Origin of the sequence: Pseudomonas asturiensis (assembly GCF_900143095.1) — a bacterium.
In the GTDB taxonomy this organism is placed as follows: domain Bacteria; phylum Pseudomonadota; class Gammaproteobacteria; order Pseudomonadales; family Pseudomonadaceae; genus Aquipseudomonas; species Aquipseudomonas asturiensis.
On record NZ_FRDA01000014.1, the window covers coordinates 125014 to 144440 of the forward strand.

Genomic DNA, 19427 nt, shown 5'->3' on the forward strand with positions numbered 1-19427 from the left:
TGATAATCGGGCGTTATCAATCAGAACGTGTTCAATCCTGATCCAACTAAAGTATAGGTCAGGTCTGCGAGTGATGAGCGCTCGTTCAGAGGCCATTACCGTTCCAGGCTCATCTCAACCCAACGGCGCTCTCAAACTGGCCCGCAGCCCGCCACCCGACCGGTTTTGCAAATTCACGCCGCCACCCAGCAACAGCGCAACCTTCTGCACGATGGCCAACCCAAGGCCTACGCCCTGATCGCTGCCTCGACTGTAGAAGGGCTCGAACAATCGCTCGCACTCCTGCTCATCAATGCCCGGCCCTTGGTCGTCGACCGTCAGTACAAAATGATGGGCGTTAAAGGACAGGCCTACAGTCACTTGTCCGCCTTCGGGCGAGAAGTTGACGGCGTTGGTGATGAGATTTTGCAGGGCAATGTCGAGGGCAGAGAAGTCCACGTTTGCCTCGTGCACGGTTTCGCTGCACTCGAAGGACAGTTCCAGGCCTTTGTTAAGCACCCACGGCGTCAACTGCACCAGGCTGTCACGCACCGCGCCGACCAGTTCCACAGGCGCTCGGCCTGCCTGTGATGGATCAGGTTCCAGGCGTGCGATGGTCAGCAGCTGATTGACCAGCCGCGTGGTGCGGTCTACGCCGATGATCAGATAACCCAGCGATTCGCGGCGCTGTTCCTCGTTGTGCGCTTCCAGCACATTCTGCGCATGCACCCTGAGCACCGCGAGCGGCGTGCGCATTTCATGGGCGGCGTCGGCAATGAAGCGACGCTCACGCTTGAGCAGTTCCTGAATCTGCCCCAGCAGCCGGTTCAGCGCCGCCTGCATGGGCTCCAGCTCGCTCGGCAAGGGTGTCAGGCTCAAGGGTTGCAGCGAACCCGCATGGCGAGCTCTGAGGGTGTGGGCGAAGTTGGCCAGGGGTTTCAGGCCCCAGCCGATGGCCAGCCAGATGGCCAGCACCAGCAGCAGGCTGCCGATCAGGTTGGGCAGCACGGTGTGGCGAACGATCCGGTTGACCAGATCCGAACGCACATCGTCACGTTCGCCTACCCAGATGCGCAGCCCGTTCTGCAGGTCATTGAGCACGAACGCACGCCAATAATGACGGTTCAGGTCGGGAACGTTGCTGAAACCGGCACTTTCCGGCGGGTGGGTGAAGGTGGGTGCGCTGGCAGTACGCACCAGGGAACGACCGTCCTTGTCCCAGACCTGAAAGGCAATCTTGCTTTCGTAGGGGTGACCGTCGATACGCGGCTCGGCCTGGGCCAGCGCCAGGTTGAACGCCTCATAAAGCTGCGCGTGTTCCTGGCGCTCCAGCGGCATACGCATGATGCCTTCCAGGAGCCTGGCGTTCTGTGCCAGTTGTGCGTCATAGATTTCGGCGATTTCGTGATTGCTGTCATGCACGTTGAACAGCGTGAGGACCAGCAGACCGGCCAGCAGCAGGCCGATGATGGGCGTCAAGGTACGGCGGCGTATCGACTTCAAGAGCGCTCCTCCACCAGATAGCCGACGCCGCGAATCGTCCGTATCAGGTCGCTGGAGAATTTCTTGCGCAAATGGTGGATGTGCACCTCAAGCGTGTTGCTTTCGGCCTCTTCGTTCCAGCCGTAAAGCAACTGCATCAGCCGTTCGCGGGTCATCACCCGACCCGGTGGCGAGAGCAGTTCGTACAACAACTGGTACTCCTTGGGGGTCAGCGCTACCGGCTCGTTGTGGTAGCTGACTTGTTGGGTGCCGGGGTCCAGGATGATGCCTGCATGCTCGATCAGCACCTTGGCGCGCCCGGCACTGCGTCGCAGCAGCGCACGCAGACGGGCCTTGAGTTCCGAGACGTCGAAGGGTTTGACCAGATAGTCGTCGGCCCCGGTGTCCAGGCCGGTGATGCGGTCTTCGGTGGAGTCCCGCGCGGTCAGGATCATGACCGGCAGCGTCGAGCCACTGTGACGCAGCCGTCGCAGTACCTCGAAGCCGTCCAGCCTTGGCAGGCCAAGGTCGAGAATCGCCAGGTCAAACGTCTCACTGAGCAGCGCGTGCAAAGCACTGCTGCCGTCACGGATCCAGTCGACGGTATAACCTTCACGGCTCAGCGCCTGATGGATACCTTCGCCCAGGGCAGCGTCATCTTCGATCAGCAGCAGGCGCATGGTGGCTCCGTCAGTCGAGCTTCTTGTTCACATCGACCAGCAAGGTCTGAATGTCTTTTTTGCGCGATGCATCGGCCAGCTCGCGGCCAGGTCGCGGCGGCGCCTTCAAGGCTTTGTTCAGGGCATCGCGGGCTTCAGCGTACTTGCCCTGGCGGTACTGGTGATCACCCCAGAAGTAGAGCGGGTCGATGCCGTCGGGGTTGATTTTCAACGCTTGCTGAAGCAGTTGACCGGCCTTGTCCGAATCGCCAAACGCCAGCGGCCAGCCCGGCACGCGGTCGTAAAGCACTGCCAGGCTGGTGTAGGCCGAGCCTTGCAGGGCGGTAGGGTCGATGCTCAAGGCTTTTTCCAGATCAGCCTTGGCCAGCTTGGCCTTTTCCAGTGCGCCGAGGCCCGGGCCCTGGGCGCTGGCCCAACTGCTGTTGACGATCCCGGACCAGATCCAGGCTTCGGCCGCTGCCGGGCGATCCTTGACGAAGGCGGTCGATTGCGTCGCCAGTTTTTCGAAGGCGGCGGCACGCTGGTCCTTGGGCAGGTCGTACTGAATCCGCCTCCAGTCCTGCTGGATGGTATTCAGGCGTTGCTGGTCAGGGGCATCCAGGGCAGCCCAGACGGGCAGGCTGATCAGGCCGACGAAGGCCAACACGATTCTTTTCATAAGGTCTGTTTCTCTTGCGGGTGAGTGCTGCTCAGACGACGAATCAAGGGTAGGTGTTTACGCAGGCCGCGGTCGACCAGCGTGGGCAAAATGCTGTTGAGCCGTACGAAAAAACGTTCCGGCCAACCCAGGTACAGGTCGCGCCGATCTCCGGCAATGGCATGCACCACGGCTTGCGCCACGTGTGCCGGATCATCGACACCGGATTTCAGCGCCTCGTTCAATGCCTGCGCTGCCGGGCTGTTCATCGTGGTACGCGTCGCTCTGGGTGCAACGTACAGGACGCTGACACGCGTGTCTGCCAGCTCGCGGCGCAACGCTTCGGAAAAACCGCGCAGGGCAAATTTGCTCGCGCAGTAGGTCGCGTAGCCCGCGTGGCCGATGGAACCGTAAGTCGAGCCGACATTCACCACCATGGCCTGTTCGGCCTGTCTGAGCAGAGGCAGCATCGCGCCCGTCAACTGAATCGGCGCGTGCAGGTTGATCGTCAGCATAGCGTCGATATCGCTGGATGAAAGCTGATCCAGCATCGCGAAGTGGTTGGTGCCTGCCGCGTTGATGAGCAGATTGACGCCCTGCAGGGCCTGCGCTTTTGTCACGACGCGTCGACGGCCTTCCTCGCTGCACAGATCGGCTTCGACCCAGTGCAGGGTGTGTGGGTATCGGGCGAGCAGGGGGCGCAAGGGTTGTTCGTGACGTGACACTGCCAGAACCTGTGCGCCATGGCTGCACAACGCTTCGGCAATCGCCAGGCCGATACCGCCGCTGGCACCGGTCAATACAACGCGGGCGTCAGACAGTCGCATGAGCGGTTTCCTTATGGTTCTGAGTCAGCATGCCGGGCAGTTCGCGGAACATGTCGGTGTACAGGCGATACACGATTTTCGAGGCATGGATGACGGCCGCCTGATCCTGCGGGTCGTCGATACGGTCCATCAGCATGCGAAAGGTTTCCATATGACCGATGTCCAGGCTGCCATGGGAACTCAGGTAGCTGAACGCCGTGGCAGGCAGTTCCAGGTGTTCGCGGATGCTGTCGGCGGCATGGGTCGCCAGCGCGATGCTGGTGCCTTCCAGCACATTGACCATGCCAAACAGGCCCACCGGATTGCCACGTGCGATCAGGTCGTAGAGATACGCCACCATCAGTTCGATGGGGGTTCCCGGCAATCCATCGCGTACGGCATGTGCATCACCACCGCAGGCGCTGAGGTCGTTGAGAATCCACTGCTCGTGACCGTATTCGTCCTCGATGTACTCGCACACCGCAGCGCGCAGCCATTCAAGTCGGCTCGGCAGGCGCGCGCCACAGGCCATCATCAGCGGCACGGTGTGGCGTACGTGGTAATAGGCCTGTGACAGAAAGGCCCGGTAGCTCTCCAGGCTGACCTGGCCCTTTAATGCCTGGCGAATGATTGGCTGGTTGAACAGGGTGTCACGCTCTTGCTGGGTGGCGTCTTGCAGGGTCTGGAAAAAACTCATGATGAAATACCTTCGGCAGGGTTCGACAAAATAAACAGGGAGCGGTAGTGCTCCAGGATGGCGTCGCGACGTGGCCGACCATTGGCAGTGGCCAGACCGTTGGCCGGGCTGAATGGCTGTGTGAGCCGGGTCCAGTCACGCACGCGGGCGTAATCCGGAAGTTGCTGGTTAGCCTGGGCCACGGCGTCGGCGAGTTGAAGGTCGGTCAGCTCCGGGCGCGCCCAGAGCAGCGCATGGTTGTGCGCCATGGCCTCGCCGTAGACGAACGCCTGGGCGATACGTCCGCTTTGGGTGAGTTCGGCCTCGACCCATTCCGGGTTGACGTTGCGTCCGAAACTGGTGACGAACTGATGTTTCTTTCGGCCCTTGAGGTACAGATAGCCGTCGGCGTCGAATTCCCCCAGATCGCCGGTCGGCCACCACGCATCGGCAGGCTCCGGATCACCCAGATAGCCCAGCATGGGGACCTTGCCGATCAGCACTTCGCCATCGTCGGCCAGACGTACCTGAACATGGGGCAGTGGCTTGCCGACACTGCCGATGCGCTGCAGGCCAGGACGATTCAGCGCTACGACCGAGGCGCACTCCGACAGGCCATAGCCTTCGAAAACCGGAAGGCCCGCCGCCTGCGCACGCACCAACAGTTCGCGACTGACACGCGCTCCGCCGACGGCCACGAAGCGTAGCGTCGAGGCATCGAATACGCCCATCTCGCAGGCCGTGACCAACAACAGCAGCAGTTGCGGGACCAGAATCATGCTGTCGGCGCGCTGCTGATTCAGGCACGTCAGCAGGCGCTGGGTATCGATACCGCTGGCGCCTTGAATGCCCAGCGTCTGCTGACTCGGCAGGCTGACCCTCGCGCCTGCATACAGCGCGGCGTAACCCCCGATATTTTCCAGCAGGACTGCCAACGGCAACAGCGTCAGGTGATGCGTCGGCTGCAACGGGCGGCTGGCTTCGAACAGCTCGCGGGCAACGGTCAGGACACTGTCGGCGCTCAGGCATACGCCTTTGGGCGTGCCGGTCGTGCCCGATGTGAATGTCAATTTGGCAGTGCCTGGCGGCATCTTCGACTCTGCGCTGAAGGCGCGACGCCAGAACAGCGTGCCGGTTTCAGCGTGAGCCTGGTAATGCGCTGCCTGAAGTTGCGCATGATGCGCGGGGTCTGCGATGACCAGGTCGGCCTGGCTCTGCTCCAGGCAGTGCAATTGCTGGCTGGCGCTGAAAAACGGTGGCAGTGCCACGCAGCTCAAGCCTTCGAACAGAATCGCCAGGTCCCACAGCAAGGCGTCAGGACTGTTGCCCAGCAGCAGGGCCACGACGCGGGTGCCAGCCTGTTGCAGCTGTTGACGGCGCTGCTGGATCTCGACGAGCAGTGCGCCGTAACCCACGTCTTCCGTGTCACCTCTAAGTGCTATCTGTTCGGGCTGTTCGTGGGCGAACCTTTCCAGTCTCTTCCAGAACACTTCACGTTCATGCGACATGGCACCGCTCCTCCAGCGTCAGCGGCAGGCCGAAGCGCTCGAACACACCGGTATGACTCAGGTGCCGAAAGCCCGCGCCGATGTCGCCGACATGCACGCTGGGCTGGGTCTGGTAGTAATTGCCCCACGCGTGGCGTTCGTCACCCAGGCGCAGCGGATCGGCCGGGCCCAGTGTGACCGGGCACAGGCCCAGCCTGTTGAAACTGTTGACCAGCGCGGTATTGCCGGTAAACGCCACCCACTCAAGTCCGCATACCGCCAGCAGCCAGGTCACGGTGATGATGCTCAGCCGTGCGCTGCCCAGCGAGCTGGCGGCCAGGTTGCCGACTTCGACAATGGCCTGCCGCTCGACCGGACGCCCTGCGGCCACACGGACCTGCTGCTCGATGGGCTCATCCAGATACCGCTCCAGAAACAATGCCCCGCTGGCTGCCAGGCGAGCACCGGCCACGGCGCACAGTGTTCCGCTGCCGTCGCTGAGCCCGAACAGTTCAGGCATGAAGTGCCGAACGTCGGCGTTGTGGGCTTTCTGGAAACGGGTCTGAATAAAGGCTTCGCAGGCAGGGCGCTGAGGGTCGTCAGTCGCTGCACGGGAAAGGGTCAAGGGTGCAGCGTCGGGATTGCCGAAGTGCAGCGGCAGGCAAATGTTCCAGTCGATATCAGGCATTGGTGAGGTTCCTCCCCCGGTCAGCGAGTGAGGGGGAGTATCGAGTTGGTTTCTTAACGGAATCTGAAGGTGAAAAAAATTTCGTACGTGCGTCCAAAAACCCTCCACATGCCGCGTGCCGCCAGCGTTTGTCTTGACGTTGCGGCGGGGTATGGGCCGTGCCCTGGCAAACAAAATCAGCCGTTGGTGGTAAAGAAACTCGGCCCCGGCGCTCGAAACCGTTACGCTATGCAGCTGTATTTTTGTTTTTCGTCGAGGTAGCACCCGTGTTTTCCGAATTCGCCCTGCACGAACGCCTGCTTAAAGCTGTGGCCGAGCTTAAATTTGTCGAGCCTACGCCCGTGCAGGCAGCGGCCATTCCGCTGGCATTGCAAGGGCGCGACCTGCGGGTGACTGCGCAGACCGGTAGCGGCAAGACAGCCGCCTTCGTACTGCCGATCCTCAATCGCCTGATCGGCCCGGCCAAGGTTCGTGTGGACATCCGCGCCGTGATCCTGCTGCCGACCCGCGAGCTGGCTCAGCAGACGCTGAAAGAAGTCGAGCGCTTTTCGCAGTTCACCTTCGTCAAGGCAGGTCTGGTCACTGGTGGTGAAGACTTTAAGGCCCAGGCCGCCATGCTGCGCAAGGTGCCGGATATCCTGATCGGCACGCCGGGCCGCCTGCTTGAACAACTCAACGCGGGCAATCTGGACCTCAAGCACGTTGAAGTGCTGGTGCTGGACGAAGCTGACCGCATGCTGGACATGGGCTTCTCCGAAGACGTCGAGCGTCTGGCGGGCGAATGTGCCAGTCGCGAGCAGACCATGCTGTTCTCCGCTACCACCGGTGGTGCGGGCCTGCGTGAAATGATCGGCAAGGTGCTGAAGGATCCACAGCACCTGCAGCTCAACAACGTCAGTGAACTGGCTTCCGGCACGCGCCACCAGATCATCACCGCTGACCATAACGTACACAAAGAGCAGGTCCTGAACTGGTTGCTGACCAACGAGACCTACCAGAAAGCCATTATCTTCACCAACACCAAAGCCATGGCCGACCGTCTGTATGGCCGTCTGGTTGCGCTGGAATACAAGGCGTTCGTGCTGCACGGTGACAAGGACCAGAAGGACCGCAAGGCAGCCATCGACCGTCTGAAGCAGGGCGGCGCCAAGGTCATGGTCGCCACTGATGTGGCAGCCCGTGGTCTGGACGTTGAAGGCCTGGACATGGTCATCAACTTCGACATGCCACGCAGCGGCGACGACTACGTGCACCGTGTGGGCCGTACCGGTCGTGCCGGCAGCGATGGTCTGGCGATCTCGCTGATCTGCCATGGCGACTGGAACCTGATGTCCAGCATCGAGCGCTACCTCAAGCAGAGCTTCGAGCGCCGTGTCATCAAGGAAGTCAAAGGCACTTACGGCGGGCCGAAGAAGGTCAAGGCCTCGGGCAAGGCCGTTGGCGTGAAGAAGAAAAAGACCGACGCCAAAGGGGGCGACAAGAAAAAAGTCGCCGCCAAAGGCCCTACCAAGCGCAAGACCGCCAACCGTCCCAAGTCCGATCTGGTCAGCCAGGACGGCATGGCACCCCTGAAAAAACGCAGCACACCGGCACCTGCGGCTGAGTGATTTCCTGACACCTGAAGCACCGAAACGTGTGGGAGGCGGCTTGCCGGCGATGCGACCTGTCAGACGACCCTTCAGCGTCTGACCTGACGTCATCGCCGGCAAGCGTCTCCCACAATCATTTCGACGTAGGAGTGGATCGGGTGTCGCTCTGTTTGTCCGAGTACATCCAGCCCAGATGTAGCGCCTGACACACTGCCTTCGCGGACAAGTCCGCATCCCACATTGATGACCGCGCATCCCGCATGGGAGCTCTGGAGCACAGAAACGTGTGGGAGGCGTCCGGTCCCGCAACTCGGCACCCCGGCTGAACGGCTACACACCCGGCAGGTCACAACGTTGAGACATACGCTTGTGACTGGATGTCATGAGCCATTCATCCATGCAGAACGGAGGGTTTGACAATGACTTACAACTGGGACCTTATCGAACGTCTGCTTCATGAAGTGCAGAACAGCGGTGGCGATTCGTTTGACGCGCAGGAGTACACCACCACCCGGGCTTCAGAGGGGGAAACCGTTGCTGATCCGGGAAAACTCGAGGCCGAAGCCGCTCAGCTCAAGGAGCTGTTGACCAATCGTGGTTTCATCCAGTCGCGTCTGGCAGAAGAGGATGGCGGGCGTTCCGGGTTCATCCTGACCCCACGTGGATCAAGCCTGCTGGCGTTGATCGACAGCAGCATTCCCGGTAACGACCATCCGCGCGAGGTGCTCGGCAGGCAGGAAGACGGTCTGGACCCGGCAACCTTCGACGAAGTGGCGTCAAAGCCGCAGGTGGCCTGACTCAACCCTGTTAACGCGCCGCCTGGCTGGCGGCGCGTTTCATTGCGCAGGCAGCTACCTCCGTCGGTCTATCGGGCCGCGCCCGCGGACTTCAGGCAGTTCAGGTCGGTAAAGTCCTTGCGCATGTCTGCGATACGGCTCAGCAAGCGGTCGCGTTGCTCCTGAGTGCTTTGCGCGGTGACATCGACGATCAACGATATGGCGGCCTTTTCGGTCTGGTCGTATGCCTTGCGATATTCCGGCGTCCAGAAGGTTTCCCGATCCTGCAACAGCGCGCCAATACGTTGCGCAAAGTCGCTGGATTGGCGCTGTTGCACGGCGGCCAGAAACAGGTTCTGCCAGCGTGTGCGGTTCTCGATCCAGGCCTTGTTCTGTTCACCCAGTGACGCCGACCAGGCTTGTATCCGGTCCTTCTGGGGCTGATTCAGTTTGCCGATCCATGGCGTCAGGCGCTTTTCCATGCGGTCGGCGCGCTCGGCAATCTGGCGTTCAAGGGGCTGGTCGAGGTATTTGTTCTCGCGCTTGCGCTGGTCCTTGGCAAATGCGTTCTGCATTTCCTGGACCTGCTTGTCATCGAACCGGGCCAGCAGTTCGACGGCCGACGGCGTGATCTCGCGGGAGATGGTGGCGATGGCCTGCTTGGCTTCATTGGTGCGTGCTTGCAGGCCCTCGTAGGTCACCTGATCGCTCTTCACCATCTCTTCCAGCTTGTCCAGCCAGGTCAGGTATTCGGGAAGTTGCGTGCTGCAGTGCCAGCTCAGGTGCTGTTTGAGGCGCACATCGAGCCAGCTTTTCTGATCGGAACTCATGTCCAGGTAGTCGCTGAGCGTCCACGGAATGATCACATCCAGATTGCGATACGCCAGCCCCACCTGATTGCATCCAGTGAGCAGCAAAACGGCCATCAACATCGTACTGAAGGCTTTGAACAAAGACTGCATGACCACTCCTTGGGTACTGACTGCACAGGTTCTGTGCAGTAGAGGAGTGTAACGCGCGGTGGTTCAACCGGGTTGTTGTGTCAGAAGAACGAACGTACGGCCTTCAGGGTGAACGTTCCATCACAGCGTGCGTTGTGACCGCTGTAGACGCTGCAATCGCCGCCGCTGAGGCTCGATCCGCTGTAGATCAGATTCATGTCGATGCCCAGCCAGGGCCGTGACAGATTCAGTGACCAGTCATTGAAGCCGCTGATCTGCCCGCCATCGGCGGCGGTCTGTGGCGTGTCGAACTGGTGGTTGGCGTACTGCATGCGTACGCCCACGCCCAGCCGCTCGATGGCGCCCAGGTCGATGAACACTGTGCTGTCGCGTGAGCCCACATCGTTGCTGAAGGCTGCGCCGACCCGACTGTTCTCCATGCGTAGCCCGGCATAGAACTCGTGACTGTCGATCTGACTGGTGTCGGGATAGCTGTAGCGAATCATCCCCAGCTCGTAGCCCAGCGTGTTATCGAAGGGTTTCTTGAAGCCCATGTAGGAATCGACTTCCAGCGTGCTGTCGGACGTAAACCCCATGTTCGGGGCCCACTGGCCAAAATAAAAGCCGCTTTCATGGGTAAGGTCCATCCCGCCATGGAAAGACCCTGAGCCGCCGCTGGGCGTCACCAGGCCCTGCGCCATGCTGCGCGTGGGGGTGGTGGCCAGTTTCAGGTCGAAGTCGCCCAGATCCCGCTCCAGAACCTGGGCAGAAGCAGACTGGCAGACGAACAGGGCGCTGAAGGTCAACGCGTGTAAGCGATGGCTGAGCATGGCTCACTCCTTAATGTGTCGAGGAGTGTGGTCAGGAATGGCGTATCGAAAAATGGCTCAGGAGCCCGACACAAGCCGCGTGCTAGAGCCTCGCAAGGATACCGGTGAAATCGCCGTGCAGTGGACCGTTCGTCGATTTGCAGTGTGTCAGTTGGCCGCAGTCGCCTGGGCCGGTGGGATGACCAGGCCGCGGATCACCACCAGCGCCTGCTCGAAGGACGGGTAGCCACTCTTGGCGACGTCCAGTTCGGCGTACTCTTTCTGGTAGCGTTCAGAGAGTGTCGGGTCGCTGATGCTCAGCTGCTGCGAGAGCAGGGCGATGGCCAGCGGATGCTTGTGCCTGGCGGCGGTCTGCAAGAGATCGACAATCTGTTTTTGGTCGGCCTGTTGGCGGATCAGCAGAACCGCCTGATAAAACTCGGCTTCACCGGACGCGTCGTCCAGTGCGGCACGGCGCAGCATGGCTTCGGCCAGTTCGTAGTTCTCACGGTTGTCTTCACTGATCAGCAGCTTGGCCTGCAGCATGTCGTTCTGATACAGCAGATGCCCGGCCCGGCAGGGGCTGTCGGTGAGCTGACTGTCATTGGGGCCGTTCTCGCAATGATGCGAGGCGCAACCACCCAGGTACACAAGTGCGCCGAAAAGCATCCAGTTCTTCATTCGAGCATTCCGCAAATGAGACAGCTACCCGAGCATGATCCGGCTCGTGGTCATAGTGATATCAAGCAAGAGAGTAGCAGCGTGGCGGGAGGAATATCCAGAGAGGGTGTTCAATCTAGCGCCTTGAGCGTCAAGGCGCATAGAGATCGACGGGCGAAGCGGGGGATTACTTCTTGCCGAGGTTGATCTGCTTGGACGGTGCGAAAGTCTGGCCACTCACGCCTTTGGCGATTTGCTGGATTTCGCCGCCGGACTTCAGGAAGGCCGCAATCTGTGCGTTGATCGAGTCGCTCGTTTCAACGGCTGGTGCGGGCTTGGCTTTCGAGTGGGATGCTTTGATACGCATGGCTGCCATTTACCTTCATAAACGTAATACGGCCAGCCATCGTACAGGAAACGCTTGCCCATTGCTTGGCCAATACGTTAACCGCATGACGCGCCCGCAAGCGTCAATGCGCCTCATCGTACCGATCAGAGCCGCTAACCGACTGTTTTGACTGGAAAGTCAGTAAGTCGCGGTACACCGCTGATCAATCTTCGACCTGTCGGCGGGTGTGCCCGGCCGACGAGCGGGGCCCGTCAGGGGGCTGCACGCCTGCCATCTTGCACCGCGAATGCCGACGCAAAGTCGGGTAGAATGCGCCCCACGCAATGAGGGTAATCTGCACATGGCTTTAATCGGGCGCTACAACAGCTTGCAAGTGGTCAAGCACACTAATTTCGGTCTGTACCTGGACGGGGCGCAGGATGGCGAGATTCTTCTGCCCAATCGTTACATCCCCAAGGATGTGCCGAGCGAAGACGAAGACTGGCTCAACGTGTTCATCTACCTGGACAGCGAAGACAAGCTGATCGCCACCACTGAAAAACCCAAGGTTCAGGTGGGCGAGTTTGCGAGCCTGAAAGTGGTCGAGGTCAACAGCATCGGCGTGTTCCTGGACTGGGGCTTGCCCAAGGACCTGTTGCTGCCGTATTCGGAAGAAAAGCGCACGCTGCAGGCGGGTGACTACTGTGTGGTGCATGTCTACCTCGACAAACACACCCGCCGCATCACCGCCACGGCGCGCCTGGATCGTTATCTGGACAAGACTCCGGCCAACTACAGCGTGGGTCAGGAAGTCGATCTGCTGGTGGCTGAAGCAACCGATATGGGTTTCAAGGCAATCATCAACAACAAGCACTGGGGCTTGATCCACAAGAACGAAGTGTTCAAGTTCATGCGCGCCGGCAAGCAGGAAAAGGGTTTCATCAAGGAAATCCGCGCAGATGGCAACATCAGCCTGAGTCTGCAGCCGGTCGGTGCGGAGGCGGCCAGCAGCCTGAACAACAAGATTCTGGCCAAACTGCGCGAGAACAATGGCACGTTGCCGGTCAGTGACAAGAGCGATCCACAGGTCATCAGCGGCCTGTTCGGTGTCAGCAAGGGCAACTTCAAGAAAGCCATTGGTGCGCTGTACAAGCAGGGTCAGATCGTGATCCATGCCGATCGCATCGACCTGGTCTGATAGCGATGAAGTCTGACCGCGCAGCCGTGATGGCGGCGCGGGTCAGGCCCGAGCGGACAGCTTGTCGATTTCCTGCTTCAAACGATTGAACGGCAGCGTGCCGTTGAAGACCCTGGCCTGCTCCAGCGACTGGTCGCTGCGCCTCAGCAATGCCACCGGTACGGCCCTCAGTCCAAGCTTCTGCGCGAGCGTCTGGTCATCCAGTACGGCTTTTTCGTACTCGCTGCCTTCCAGCGCCTGCTCCAGCGCCTGCCTGTCCAGACCCACGGTGTGGCCCAGTTCAACCAGATTCGGCGTTTCGCCGATATCCACCCCGTCTTCAAAAAAAGCCTTGAATGCGCCCTTGTGGAAGTCTGCAAAACGCCCCGCCGTTTTGGCGAAGGCTGCGGCTTCAAGCACTTTTCGGCTGCGTGGCTGAACGGTAGGCATCTTCATGACGACTTGACGTTTGTCCGCCATGGGCAGCACGGAACGTGACCAGGTGGCGCGCAGGTAATCGGCATTGGGGTCGAGCATGGCGAGCGGGGCGGGACGTAATTCGAAGGCGTGCCAGTTGAATTCGAGCCGTTCGCCATAGCTTTTCTGAAGTTGTTCCAGCACCGACAGTTGCAGATAACAGAAGGGGCAGACGTAGTCGCTCCAGACATCGATTTTAAAAAGACCCACAGTGTTCATTCGCCAGACTCCTTAACGCTAGTAAACACTGACCCCCGTGATCTCTTAAAAGTCCTGCCGTTCAGAGGATCATTTTCCGGTCCTTGTCGGTCATACCTCAATACGGGGGCTCTTTGCCTTCGAACTTATCAAGGACGCCCCATGAAAATGCCTCTGAAAACGATCGTCACGGCCTACCTGGGGACGCTGCTGGCGTTTCTGATACTCGATGGAATCTGGCTGGGGGTATTGATGGGGCCGACGTATCGCGAATGGCTCGGGCCGTTGATGCTGCAGACGCCGGTGATCGGGCCGGCAGTCGCGTTTTACCTGCTGTATGGCGCAGGCGTGGTGATATTTGGCGTGATACCGGGCCTCAAGGAGCGACGTCTGGGGCGTGCCACAGTCTGCAGTGGTCTGTTGGGGCTGATTGCCTATGGCACTTACGACCTGACCAACTGGGCGACGTTGCAGGGCTGGCCCGCGCAACTGGCGCTGATCGACCTTGCCTGGGGGACCGTGGTGTCGGCGCTGGCGGGGACTGCCGGGTATCTGGCGGCGCGTCGGTTTGGCTGACAAACCGCGCCGACTGTATCGCCGGCTTGCCGGCGATTCGGCTTCTCAAGCAGTTCATCAGCGACTGACACGACGCCATCGCCGACACGCCCCCCGCAATCCAGCGTTTGCTGCGTGATCAGTCCTGCAAAAAGCCCGCAAAGCTCAGGTTGCTGCCCTTGGGGCGCATGTCCTTGAGCCAGGAGTCCTTGTCGGCGCTCAGCTCCAGGCTGACGGTAGGTTTGCGCTTGTCGGCGTTGCGCACTTCAAGGCCTTCCATGTGATCACGCATGAACACGGTCGTTACTTTCAGGTGCAGCAACTGGTCTGTCTCAGGGGTGTGCAGCAGCAGGTGCAGCCACTCGTACTGACCAACTTGCAGGCGCGGGACGGGCAGGTCGAACCACCAGATGTTGCGCTTGTGGTCGAGCACGGCGAAATGGGTGTTGTTGACGCCCAGCACCGCGCCGCCCAGTTCCTGGTTTCTGCGTGCAATGGCCAGCTTTTTATCGAGTTTCATAACGTTCCTGTGAATCGGTTTGTTCAGCGTGCCGGACTGTGCGGGCAACGGTGCCGCGCATTCTCGCACAAAGTCTGCCTGGCGCTCGCTGCGAACCAGACAAATGCAGCTGAATCGGACTGCAGACGAACGGCTGTCGAGGCTCGAAAAATACTTGAAACTCTTCGCAAACGCCGCGGGTCAATCTTTATGTCGAGTACGACATCCGAATTCAATGTGGTCTTCAGACCCAGGAGATACACCCATGAGCAGCACTGGCGATAAAATCAAAGGCATGGCGAATGAAGCAGCTGGTAACGTCAAGCAGGCAGTTGGCAAGGCGACCGATAACACCAAGCTGAGGGCTGAAGGCAAGGCACAGGAACTCAAGGGCGAAGGCCAGCAGGCCAAGGGCGAAGCCAAGGATGCCATCAAGAAAGGCGTCGACAAGGCGTAAGCCCGGCTTTTCCCGAGTCTGAAATCGGGAGAAGAACAATGCAGATAACGGTCATCTCTGGATGGCCGTTATGCATTCTGCTCTGCAAAACTGAAACCTTTTACCGCCCGTCAAGTCAATGTGACATCGGTGCCCGTGCAGGTTTGTCATTGAATTGACAGATAATTGCAGCGATACCCGGTCTTGAGGTTGTAAGGTGTTCCAGTAAGGGAGCGAGAGGAAGCGCCATGATTTTCCCCCATTTACGTCAACTGTCGGTTGGCAAAGTGCTGGTACGCACCGTCAATGAATTTCTCGACGACGAGATGTCCACGTATGCATCGGCACTCGCGTATCAGATGCTGTTTTCCCTGTTCCCGTTTCTGCTTTTTCTGATCGCACTGATCGGCTTTCTGCACCTGCCTGACTTCTTCTCGTGGTTGCGCCTGCAATCGGAACTGGTGCTGCCGCCGCAGGCGCTGGAGCAGGTCAATCCGGTGATCGACCAGTTGCAGCAGTCCAAGGGTGGTTTGCTGTCCATTGGTATCTTCATCGCGTTATGGACCGCCTCGGCGGGTGTGCGGCTGATGATGAGCGCCATGAACGCTGCCTATGACGTGGTCGAAGGTCGGCCGATCTGGAAGCGCTTCCCATTGTCGATTTTCTATACCGTCGGTATCGCCGGCATGTTGCTCGCTGCGGCAGCCTTCATGGTGCTGGGGCCGCAGGTGATGAACTGGATTGCCGCGCAGATCGGCATGGAGGAGTTCATCGTCACGCTGTGGACCATCCTGCGCTGGCCTGCAATTATTCTGCTGCTGATGGTCGCTGTGGCACTGATCTATTACGTGATGCCTGACGTGAAGCAGGAGTTTCGTTTCATCACCCCAGGCTCGGTATTGGCCGTGGTGGTGTGGATCGTCGCTTCGCTGGCATTCGGTTTCTACGTCAAAACCTTCGCGGACTACAACGCCATGTACGGCAGCATCGGCGCGATCATTGTGTTGCTGCTGTATTTCTACATCTCGGCGGCCGTACTGTTGCTCGGCGCTGAGATGAATGCAGTCATTGAGCACATGTCTGCCGAAGGCAAGGAAGCGGGTGAGAAGGAAGCGGGTGATGGCGGTGGCGAAGGCACTGAGAAGCAGCATGTCTCGGGCCTGGGTCGTGACCATTCCGTGCCGTTGGCCAAGGCCGACGAAACCTGATTTATTTATGCGGCGTGCGCTTGCGCGTGTTCAATCCATACGTTGAGAGGCCTGATTCGTGATTCACAAGATCCTGAAAATGGGCGACCCACGCCTGCTGCGTATCGCCCCGCCTGTGCCTGCAGAAATGTTCGGCAGCGAAGACCTGAAGACGCTGATTGCCGATATGTTCGAAACCATGGAAAGCGTCGGCGGCGTCGGCCTGGCGGCGCCGCAGATCGGCGTCGATCTGCAGTTGGTGATCTTCGGCTTCGAGCGTAGCGAACGCTATCCGCAGGCCGAGGCCGTACCGCAGACCATCTTGATCAATCCGGTTATCACGCCGTTGTATCCAGCGGTGGAAGAGGGCTGGGAAGGCTGTCTCTCGGTGCCGGGGCTGCGCGGCATGGTCAATCGTTTTCAGAGTATTCGTTACGAAGGTTTCGATCCGGACGGGCAGCCCATCCAGCGCGATGCCTTCGGTTTTCACGCGCGCGTCGTGCAGCATGAATGCGATCACCTGATTGGCCGTCTCTACCCTTCACGCATCACCGACTTCAGCAAATTCGGCTTCATGGACGTGATGTTTCCCGACATGGACCCCAACGCCGACGAGTAGCCTTTGCCGTCAGGCATCCCTGCACAAGGCCACCAGGGCCTTGGTGCGGCTGTAACGCATCAGTCGTTCGCCCAGAGGCAGTGGCAGACGTTGCGCCGGTTCAAACCCTAAGGGTTGATAAAACGCGAGCAACTGCGGATCACAGAACAGCCAGACCGGACCGGTCAGCGGCTGGAGCGCCGCGTTGATCAGCCGCTTGCCGACCGCCTGACCACGCAACTGCGGGGCGACGAACAGACTGGTCAGCCAGTGCCCGTCTGCAACAGGCGTCAGGCACAGTGCCCCGATGATTTCCCGCCGCTTTGCCACCCAGGCCTGGCCCTTGCTCGCCGCACGCATCGACGACTGATGCTGGCGATAAAACTTGCCCAGCAATGGGCGGCATTCATCGGGCAAAGGCATGAAATGTGTATCAGGCATGAGAAACCGCTCACAGGCGTGCAACAGACGGGCTGCATCATACAGTGCGACAGCTAGGGTGGAGGGTGTGGTCAGGCATATGACTACAACTTATTACACCGAGCCGATGTCGATAGGTTTCAGACATCCTGTCCGCTATCCGCACCCTGAGGTGATCATGAAATCCATAACAAGACTTGTGGGCAGTTCGCTGCTGGCGTTGGGGCTGCTCGCGCAGCCCGTGCTGGCTGCGGACAAGGCCGAACCCATCAAATTCGGCGCGCTCACCTGGGAAAGCGGCAGCTTGATCACCGAAGTGCTGCGCACGCTGGTCGAGAAAGGCTATGGCTACCGGACCGATACCTTGCCCGGCAGCACCGTCAGTCTGGAAACCGCGCTGGCCAAGAACGACATTCAGGTGATCGCCGAAGAATGGACCGGTCGCAGCCCGGTGTGGGTCAAGGCCGAAGCCGAGGGCAAGGTGTTCGGGTTGGGCGATACCGTCAAGGGGGCGACCGAAGGCTGGTGGGTGCCCGAGTACGTCATCAAAGGCGACGCCGCCAAGGGCATCAAGCCGCTGGCACCTGAGCTGAAAACCGTCCAGGACCTGGCGCGCTACAAAGATGTGTTCAAAGACCCGGAATCCCCGGACAAAGGACGTTTCCTCAACAGCCCGAGCGGCTGGACGTCGGAAATCGTCAACACCCAGAAACTCAAGGCCTATGGCCTGAATGACAGCTTCGTCAACTTCCGCACCGGTTCCGGCGCAGCGCTGGACGCCGAGATTGCTTCTTCCATTCGCCGTGGCAAACCGGTGTTGTTCTATTACTGGTCGCCGACGCCTCTGTTGGGCAGCTACAAGCTGATCAAGCTTGAGGAGCCGCCATTCAATGAAGAGGCCTGGAAGACCTTGACCGATGCCAGCAATACCAACCCCAAAGGGTCTGCCTCGCTGGCTGCCAAGCTGTCCATCGGCGTCTCGGCTCCGTTCAATGAGCACCACCCGGAGCTGGTGAGTTTCTTCAAGAAAGTCGACCTGCCGATTGACCTGCTCAACAAGACGCTGGCCGAGATGACTGAAAAACGCACTGACCCGAGCGTCGCCGCGCAGGCCTTTCTCAAGCAACATCCTGAAGTCTGGAAGGCCTGGCTGCCGGATGATGTGGCCGCGAAGGTCAGCAGCGCGCTGTGACGGACTCATGAGTACGATTCGCACCGAACGCCTGATGCTGCGCGACTTTGAACTCGCTGATGTGCCCGCGTTGGCCGTGATACTGGGCGATGGGCAGGTGATGCGCTATTCGGTGCGTGGCGTACTCAGCGAACGCGCCACGGGCGACTTTGTGCGCAACTGCCTGCATGCCTACAGCGCTGACGGGTACGGTCCGCAGGCGTTGGTTGAATCCGCTTCAGGCCAGTTGGCCGGGTTCTGCGGTTTGAATGCCGAGCTTGTGGACGGCGTGATGGAGGTGGAAATCGGCTATCGCCTGGCCCCGTCGTTCTGGGGACGAGGCCTTGCCAGCGAAGCGGTTCAGGCGACGTTGCGGCAGGGTTTTGAAACCCTGCGGCTTGAATCGGTGATCGGCATTGTCCAGCCGCAGAACGCCGCATCGGTCAAGGTGCTGCTCAAGGCCGGGTTCAGCGATTATGTGCATAGCCAGTACCATCGCCTCGGGGTGCGCATTTATCGCCTCGATCAGGCGCAGTGGCAGGCGCGACATTGCTGAGAGCGGCACAGGTGTGCGGTATGCGACGTGGTCTGTGGCAAAGCCTGCGTTTGCTGTTAAGTTCGTCAAGTACCGACGTTTGCCTGGGAGGGCCTGATGGGTGAAAGCAAGCAGGGCTCGTGTGTCGCAATCAAGACGGGCCTGGCGCTGATCGCCTGCCTGCTGGTTGACGGCACCCGGCAGGTGCACGCCGACGAGGTGGACGATACGGCGCTCGCTTTCGTTCAGGAACGCAAGCTGGGCGACGGCCTGGCCTGGCTGGGTTATCAGGTCGCGTCACGAACCGCCACGTTCGCCAGTCTGGTGAATCAGGTCGGCAAAACCGAGGCGCAGGAGCTGGTTCAAACCGAGCTGCAGCGCCTGCAGCCGGCGTATCAGACCGAGTGGGACCGTAATCTCGCCGCCGCCTACGCACATTCCTTCACGGCCGATGAGTTGCGCTCGCTGAGCCAGGGCGATGGCTCATCGTCGGTGGTGAATAAATTCAGAGCCCGTAACATACAGGTCAGCGCCGAGATGAAGTCCAGCTCTTCCGAGCTGCTGGGGCGCTACGTCAGCAAGGCCCTTGGCAATGCTCAACAGGCCCTGAATTAATCCAACGCAAACAAACAGTGA

The 19427-nt window shown here is 60.0% G+C and carries 24 protein-coding genes; 10 read left to right on the forward strand and 14 right to left on the reverse strand.

From position 1 onward, the window contains the following. Positions 1-114 precede the first annotated feature (114 nt). Genes BUB69_RS21515 through BUB69_RS21545 form a run of 7 tightly spaced genes read right to left on the reverse strand, consistent with a single transcriptional unit; the run spans position 115 to position 6435 of the window. Complete coding sequence (locus tag BUB69_RS21515) at positions 115-1482, reverse strand: ATP-binding protein (RefSeq protein WP_073170270.1); 1368 nt, start codon at positions 1480-1482, stop codon at positions 115-117. Next, positions 1479-2141, reverse strand: a complete 663-nt coding sequence (locus BUB69_RS21520) for a response regulator (protein ID WP_073170272.1) — start codon at positions 2139-2141, stop codon at positions 1479-1481. Before BUB69_RS21520 ends, BUB69_RS21515 begins: the two co-directional genes overlap by 4 nt. A 10-nt stretch (positions 2142-2151) precedes the next feature. Then, positions 2152-2799, reverse strand: a complete 648-nt coding sequence (locus tag BUB69_RS21525; RefSeq protein ID WP_073170274.1) for a tetratricopeptide repeat protein — start codon at positions 2797-2799, stop codon at positions 2152-2154. Then, positions 2796-3605 (reverse strand): SDR family oxidoreductase, encoded by an 810-nt coding sequence (locus tag BUB69_RS21530; protein WP_073170275.1) that lies wholly within the window; start codon positions 3603-3605, stop codon positions 2796-2798. Before BUB69_RS21530 ends, BUB69_RS21525 begins: the two co-directional genes overlap by 4 nt. Next, complete coding sequence (locus BUB69_RS21535; protein ID WP_073170277.1) at positions 3592-4281, reverse strand: iron-containing redox enzyme family protein; 690 nt, start codon at positions 4279-4281, stop codon at positions 3592-3594. Before BUB69_RS21535 ends, BUB69_RS21530 begins: the two co-directional genes overlap by 14 nt. Beyond that, positions 4278-5768 (reverse strand): AMP-binding protein, encoded by a 1491-nt coding sequence (locus BUB69_RS21540; RefSeq protein WP_073170279.1) that lies wholly within the window; start codon positions 5766-5768, stop codon positions 4278-4280. The genes BUB69_RS21535 and BUB69_RS21540 overlap by 4 nt, the downstream gene beginning before the upstream one ends. Next, positions 5758-6435, reverse strand: a complete 678-nt coding sequence (locus BUB69_RS21545; RefSeq protein ID WP_073170281.1) for a thermostable hemolysin — start codon at positions 6433-6435, stop codon at positions 5758-5760. The genes BUB69_RS21540 and BUB69_RS21545 overlap by 11 nt, the downstream gene beginning before the upstream one ends. A gap of 266 nt (positions 6436-6701) precedes the next feature. Between BUB69_RS21545 and BUB69_RS21550 the strand changes: the two genes are divergently transcribed. Together BUB69_RS21550 and BUB69_RS21555 are read left to right on the forward strand one after the other, a co-directional pair. Next, positions 6702-8042 carry a DEAD/DEAH box helicase gene (locus tag BUB69_RS21550; protein ID WP_073170321.1) on the forward strand — a complete coding sequence of 447 codons (1341 nt, stop codon included), beginning with the start codon at positions 6702-6704 and terminating at the stop codon, positions 8040-8042. A 401-nt stretch (positions 8043-8443) separates the two neighbouring features. Further along, positions 8444-8821, forward strand: coding sequence for a transcriptional regulator (locus BUB69_RS21555; RefSeq protein ID WP_073170283.1), 378 nt, complete (start codon positions 8444-8446; stop codon positions 8819-8821). 68 nt (positions 8822-8889) lie between these two features. Here BUB69_RS21555 and BUB69_RS21560 read toward each other — a convergent pair whose 3' ends face one another. The 4 genes from BUB69_RS21560 to BUB69_RS21580 form a co-directional block, all read right to left on the reverse strand. Beyond that, positions 8890-9762: a DUF6279 family lipoprotein gene (locus BUB69_RS21560; RefSeq protein ID WP_073170285.1), complete on the reverse strand. Its 873-nt coding sequence runs from the start codon at positions 9760-9762 to the stop codon at positions 8890-8892. Between the two features lie 80 nt (positions 9763-9842). Further along, entirely contained in the window at positions 9843-10571 is a 729-nt protein-coding gene (locus BUB69_RS21565) for a TorF family putative porin (RefSeq protein ID WP_073170287.1), read from the reverse strand. A gap of 147 nt (positions 10572-10718) precedes the next feature. Further along, positions 10719-11231: a hypothetical protein gene (locus BUB69_RS21575; RefSeq protein WP_073170289.1), complete on the reverse strand. Its 513-nt coding sequence runs from the start codon at positions 11229-11231 to the stop codon at positions 10719-10721. Between the two features lie 166 nt (positions 11232-11397). After that, positions 11398-11586, reverse strand: a complete 189-nt coding sequence (locus BUB69_RS21580) for a hypothetical protein (protein ID WP_002554403.1) — start codon at positions 11584-11586, stop codon at positions 11398-11400. 313 nt (positions 11587-11899) lie between these two features. Here BUB69_RS21580 and BUB69_RS21585 point away from each other — a divergent pair, with 313 nt between their 5' ends. Beyond that, positions 11900-12736 (forward strand): CvfB family protein, encoded by an 837-nt coding sequence (locus BUB69_RS21585; protein ID WP_024689143.1) that lies wholly within the window; start codon positions 11900-11902, stop codon positions 12734-12736. Positions 12737-12778: 42 nt separating this feature from the next. Here BUB69_RS21585 and BUB69_RS21590 read toward each other — a convergent pair whose 3' ends face one another. Further along, positions 12779-13411 (reverse strand): DsbA family oxidoreductase, encoded by a 633-nt coding sequence (locus BUB69_RS21590; RefSeq protein WP_073170292.1) that lies wholly within the window; start codon positions 13409-13411, stop codon positions 12779-12781. A gap of 153 nt (positions 13412-13564) precedes the next feature. Here BUB69_RS21590 and BUB69_RS21595 point away from each other — a divergent pair, with 153 nt between their 5' ends. After that, positions 13565-13966, forward strand: coding sequence for a DUF2177 family protein (locus tag BUB69_RS21595; protein WP_073170322.1), 402 nt, complete (start codon positions 13565-13567; stop codon positions 13964-13966). A gap of 118 nt (positions 13967-14084) precedes the next feature. Here the strand turns inward: BUB69_RS21595 and BUB69_RS21600 are convergent, their stop codons facing one another. Continuing rightward, a complete protein-coding gene (locus BUB69_RS21600; RefSeq protein WP_073170293.1) occupies positions 14085-14465 on the reverse strand; it encodes a hypothetical protein in 381 nt (126 codons plus the stop codon). A gap of 244 nt (positions 14466-14709) precedes the next feature. On the opposite strand from BUB69_RS21600, the gene BUB69_RS21605 reads away from it, so the two are divergent. From BUB69_RS21605 to def, 3 genes are all read left to right on the forward strand, one after another. Further along, the gene (locus BUB69_RS21605; RefSeq protein ID WP_073170295.1) at positions 14710-14901 is read left to right on the forward strand and encodes a CsbD family protein; all 192 of its coding nucleotides are present in this window, start codon (positions 14710-14712) and stop codon (positions 14899-14901) included. Positions 14902-15128: 227 nt separating this feature from the next. Beyond that, positions 15129-16088, forward strand: a complete 960-nt coding sequence (locus BUB69_RS21610; protein ID WP_073170298.1) for a YihY/virulence factor BrkB family protein — start codon at positions 15129-15131, stop codon at positions 16086-16088. Positions 16089-16146: 58 nt separating this feature from the next. Continuing rightward, positions 16147-16686, forward strand: coding sequence for a peptide deformylase (gene def / locus BUB69_RS21615; RefSeq protein ID WP_073170300.1), 540 nt, complete (start codon positions 16147-16149; stop codon positions 16684-16686). Positions 16687-16695: 9 nt separating this feature from the next. Here the strand turns inward: def and BUB69_RS21620 are convergent, their stop codons facing one another. Then, positions 16696-17106 carry a GNAT family N-acetyltransferase gene (locus BUB69_RS21620; RefSeq protein ID WP_073170302.1) on the reverse strand — a complete coding sequence of 137 codons (411 nt, stop codon included), beginning with the start codon at positions 17104-17106 and terminating at the stop codon, positions 16696-16698. A 157-nt stretch (positions 17107-17263) separates the two neighbouring features. On the opposite strand from BUB69_RS21620, the gene BUB69_RS21625 reads away from it, so the two are divergent. The 3 genes from BUB69_RS21625 (at position 17264) to BUB69_RS21635 (ending at position 19406) form a co-directional block, all read left to right on the forward strand. Further along, entirely contained in the window at positions 17264-18277 is a 1014-nt protein-coding gene (locus tag BUB69_RS21625) for an ABC transporter substrate-binding protein (RefSeq protein WP_073170303.1), read from the forward strand. Positions 18278-18284: 7 nt separating this feature from the next. After that, complete coding sequence (locus tag BUB69_RS21630) at positions 18285-18812, forward strand: GNAT family N-acetyltransferase (RefSeq protein WP_073170305.1); 528 nt, start codon at positions 18285-18287, stop codon at positions 18810-18812. A gap of 96 nt (positions 18813-18908) precedes the next feature. Next, positions 18909-19406 (forward strand): hypothetical protein, encoded by a 498-nt coding sequence (locus BUB69_RS21635; RefSeq protein ID WP_073170306.1) that lies wholly within the window; start codon positions 18909-18911, stop codon positions 19404-19406. Positions 19407-19427 lie beyond the last annotated feature (21 nt).

What these genes read in the sequence shown, in the direction of transcription:
- BUB69_RS21535 (WP_073170277.1), bottom strand. Translation starts at nt 4,281, where the DNA reads ATGAGTTTTTTCCAGACCCTGCAAGACGCCACCCAGCAAGAGCGTGAC.
- BUB69_RS21620 (WP_073170302.1), bottom strand. Translation starts at nt 17,106, where the DNA reads ATGCCTGATACACATTTCATGCCTTTGCCCGATGAATGCCGCCCATTG.
- BUB69_RS21540 (WP_073170279.1), bottom strand. Translation starts at nt 5,768, where the DNA reads ATGTCGCATGAACGTGAAGTGTTCTGGAAGAGACTGGAAAGGTTCGCC.
- BUB69_RS21585 (WP_024689143.1), top strand. Translation starts at nt 11,900, where the DNA reads ATGGCTTTAATCGGGCGCTACAACAGCTTGCAAGTGGTCAAGCACACT.
- BUB69_RS21555 (WP_073170283.1), top strand. Translation starts at nt 8,444, where the DNA reads ATGACTTACAACTGGGACCTTATCGAACGTCTGCTTCATGAAGTGCAG.
- BUB69_RS21590 (WP_073170292.1), bottom strand. Translation starts at nt 13,411, where the DNA reads ATGAACACTGTGGGTCTTTTTAAAATCGATGTCTGGAGCGACTACGTC.
- BUB69_RS21575 (WP_073170289.1), bottom strand. Translation starts at nt 11,231, where the DNA reads ATGAAGAACTGGATGCTTTTCGGCGCACTTGTGTACCTGGGTGGTTGC.
- BUB69_RS21605 (WP_073170295.1), top strand. Translation starts at nt 14,710, where the DNA reads ATGAGCAGCACTGGCGATAAAATCAAAGGCATGGCGAATGAAGCAGCT.
- BUB69_RS21630 (WP_073170305.1), top strand. Translation starts at nt 18,285, where the DNA reads ATGAGTACGATTCGCACCGAACGCCTGATGCTGCGCGACTTTGAACTC.
- BUB69_RS21580 (WP_002554403.1), bottom strand. Translation starts at nt 11,586, where the DNA reads ATGGCAGCCATGCGTATCAAAGCATCCCACTCGAAAGCCAAGCCCGCA.
- BUB69_RS21610 (WP_073170298.1), top strand. Translation starts at nt 15,129, where the DNA reads ATGATTTTCCCCCATTTACGTCAACTGTCGGTTGGCAAAGTGCTGGTA.
- BUB69_RS21625 (WP_073170303.1), top strand. Translation starts at nt 17,264, where the DNA reads ATGAAATCCATAACAAGACTTGTGGGCAGTTCGCTGCTGGCGTTGGGG.
- BUB69_RS21635 (WP_073170306.1), top strand. Translation starts at nt 18,909, where the DNA reads ATGGGTGAAAGCAAGCAGGGCTCGTGTGTCGCAATCAAGACGGGCCTG.
- BUB69_RS21565 (WP_073170287.1), bottom strand. Translation starts at nt 10,571, where the DNA reads ATGCTCAGCCATCGCTTACACGCGTTGACCTTCAGCGCCCTGTTCGTC.
- BUB69_RS21560 (WP_073170285.1), bottom strand. Translation starts at nt 9,762, where the DNA reads ATGCAGTCTTTGTTCAAAGCCTTCAGTACGATGTTGATGGCCGTTTTG.
- BUB69_RS21600 (WP_073170293.1), bottom strand. Translation starts at nt 14,465, where the DNA reads ATGAAACTCGATAAAAAGCTGGCCATTGCACGCAGAAACCAGGAACTG.
- BUB69_RS21525 (WP_073170274.1), bottom strand. Translation starts at nt 2,799, where the DNA reads ATGAAAAGAATCGTGTTGGCCTTCGTCGGCCTGATCAGCCTGCCCGTC.
- BUB69_RS21530 (WP_073170275.1), bottom strand. Translation starts at nt 3,605, where the DNA reads ATGCGACTGTCTGACGCCCGCGTTGTATTGACCGGTGCCAGCGGCGGT.
- BUB69_RS21520 (WP_073170272.1), bottom strand. Translation starts at nt 2,141, where the DNA reads ATGCGCCTGCTGCTGATCGAAGATGACGCTGCCCTGGGCGAAGGTATC.
- BUB69_RS21545 (WP_073170281.1), bottom strand. Translation starts at nt 6,435, where the DNA reads ATGCCTGATATCGACTGGAACATTTGCCTGCCGCTGCACTTCGGCAAT.